This window comes from Acidimicrobiia bacterium, from assembly GCA_016650365.1.
GTDB lineage: Bacteria > Actinomycetota > Acidimicrobiia > Spongiisociales > JAENVV01 > JAENVV01.
Window position 1 is genome coordinate 1 of the sequence record JAENVV010000279.1, and the last position, 2,637, is coordinate 2,637.

The following is a 2,637-nucleotide window of genomic DNA, read 5'->3' on the forward strand; positions in this document are numbered from 1 at the left end:
CGAATCTCCTCGAGCAGATCATCAATTTGCCCCTTCGTTGGCTTAACGATGACCTCCGGGTCAATGAGTCCGGTTGGTCGAATGATCTGCTCGACGAGCACGGTTGATTGCTCACGCTCAAACGGGCCAGGGGTTGCTGACAGGAACACAATCTGATTGGCCTTCTCAAGCCACTCATCAAACCGCAACGGACGGTTGTCTCGAGCTGACGGCAGGCGGAAGCCATGTTCCACGAGGACGTCCTTGCGACTCCGGTCGCCGGCGTGCTGTCCGCCAATCTGGGGAACCGTCACATGCGACTCGTCGACGATCGTCAGATACCCGTCCGGGAAGTAGTCCAGCAAGGTGTAGGGGGCTTCACCTGGTTGACGCCCGTCCAAAAACCTGGAGTAGTTCTCGATGCCAGAGCAGAAGCCGACTTCGCGCATCATCTCAAGGTCATAAGACGTGCGCATTCGAAGCCGTTGGGCTTCCAACAGTTTGTTCTTTGACTCAAGTTCGCCCAAGCGCTCTTCGAGCTCGACTTCGATTGCGGCGGTTGCCTCTTCCATACGCTCGCGTGAGGTCACGTAGTGCGTGGCCGGGAAGATCCAGACTTCCTTGAGTTCTTCGATGATCTCGCCAGTGACCGGATTCATACGTACGATACGCTCGACTTCATCACCCCAGTATTCGACCCTGACGATGGTCTCTTCGTAGGTCGGAAACACTTCCAGAGTATCCCCTTTGACCCGGAACTTCCCGCGGGTAAGACTGACTTCGTTGCGCTCGTATTGGATGTCGACCAGTTTTCTAATCGCTGCGTCGAGGTCGTATTCCACCCCCTTGATGAGCCGGACGACCTGTCCCAGGTACATCTCGGGCGTCCCCAGCCCGTAGATGCACGACACCGATGCCACGATGATGACATCGTCGCGGGTCAACAAGCCAGAGGTGGCAGCGTGCCGGAGCCGGTCGATCTCGTCGTTGACCGTCGACTCTTTCTCAATGAACGTGTCCGACTGGGGCATGTAAGCCTCAGGCTGGTAATAGTCGTAATACGAGACGAAATATTCGACCCGATTTTCGGGGAAGAATTGGCGGAACTCGTTGGCCAGTTGAGCAGCCAACGCCTTGTTTGGAGCAATCACAATCGTGGGCTTCTGGACGGCTTCGATGGTCCAGGCCATCGTGGCACTCTTACCCGAACCCGTAATACCCAACAACGTCTGGAAGCGTTCCCCCCGATTGATCGAATCAGCCAGTTTTGCAATGGCAGCCGGCTGATCTCCAGCGGGTTCGAAATCGGCATGGACTTTAAAGGGTGGCATATCGTGCCAGCTTATCTGGTGCCTGTGACAAAACCCTCAAGCCAATGAATGGCCGCCGATACCTGACTCACGATATCGGAACCATTCCCGTTGTCTATGACAAAATCGGCGTGCTCCAGCCAGGCACCACGCTCGGGTTGAGCCGCCATGCGTGAGCTGATTTCTTCGTCGGTCAAGCCGCGGTTCCTCAACCGTGCTGCACGCACGAGGTCTGGCGCGTCCACCACCACGACGGGAACCCCCTGACCTACCAGTCCGTCAAGAAATGGACGTTCAACGCCGACAAATCGTGACGAGCTAGTTGAGATTCGGCGGGCAATCTCCTGAGCAATGGCGGGATGGGTCATCGATTCGAGCACCGCCAGTTCGTCGGGGGAATGGAACACGATGGCGCCGAGCTTCTTCCGATCGATCAAACCGCGCTCAAGCACCTGAGGCCACCGGGCTGCCACCGCCCCGAAGGCGGACCCTTCAGGAAGAAGGACCTCATGTCCGATTCGATCAGCCTCAATCATTTCCACTCCGGCCGATTCGAAAAGGGCGCTCACGTACGACTTCCCGGCGCCGATACCACCACAGAGCACAAAAGCCTGGCTACCTTGTTCCATACCAATGCATCGTACCGATCATGACTGAGTTCTCAGAACGCTGGCTCAATCGCCTCATGGCAGTTATTGCCGGCCTGAATTGGCTGTTTCTTATTCTGGGTTCCGTCGACGGCTTCATACAACACCCGAACGCCGCCTGGCCGGCGATAGTGCTGAGCGGCATCTATGTGGTGGGGTTCCAACTGCTCCCTCGTCGGTTGCTTCTGAAACCGATCTGGCGAGAAGGCGCCGCGACCGTTGCCACCTCGCTCACCGCTAGCTCAATGGCGCTGACCGGTTCCTTCGAATCCACGTTCCTACTTCTGGCAGTCACGCCGATAATGCTGGCAGCCTTGATGGGTGGATACCGCCTCGGAGCTGCCACCGCCGGACTCTCCGCCGGGATACTCGTGGCAATCGAAATAAGCCGGCAGTCGCTGAGTTATGGCGGAATAGCAAGCTGGATCGGACTGCTGTTGCTGGTAGCCGCAACATTCGGTCTTGCGAGAAGACTGATCCTCGAGGCGATGGATCACGTCGAAGCGCTCACGGAAATGACGGCGGAGACCGGGGCACGCCTCGAACAACTTGAGAACACCAACTTGCTACTCACTCGCCTGGTCGGCCTTACAGAAAACGAGGACCTGTCTGCCACCACGATCGGGACGGCTGCACTCGCAACGATTCGATCCGCGGTTCCGTTCAGTGGGGCCGAAATCTACATGAACACCGATGGAGCC

Annotated in this window: 3 protein-coding genes; 1 reads left to right on the forward strand and 2 read right to left on the reverse strand. The window is 57.4% G+C overall.

The features are described 5' to 3' along the window. A partial coding sequence (locus JJE47_15675) for a DEAD/DEAH box helicase family protein (protein ID MBK5268858.1) occupies positions 1-1,310 on the reverse strand: 1,310 nt, incomplete at its 3' end. Positions 1,311-1,321: 11 nt separating this feature from the next. Continuing rightward, positions 1,322-1,918 carry a dephospho-CoA kinase gene (gene coaE / locus JJE47_15680; protein ID MBK5268859.1) on the reverse strand — a complete coding sequence of 199 codons (597 nt, stop codon included), beginning with the start codon at positions 1,916-1,918 and terminating at the stop codon, positions 1,322-1,324. Between the two features lie 20 nt (positions 1,919-1,938). Between coaE and JJE47_15685 the strand changes: the two genes are divergently transcribed. Next, a partial coding sequence (locus JJE47_15685) for a hypothetical protein (GenBank protein MBK5268860.1) occupies positions 1,939-2,637 on the forward strand: 699 nt, incomplete at its 3' end.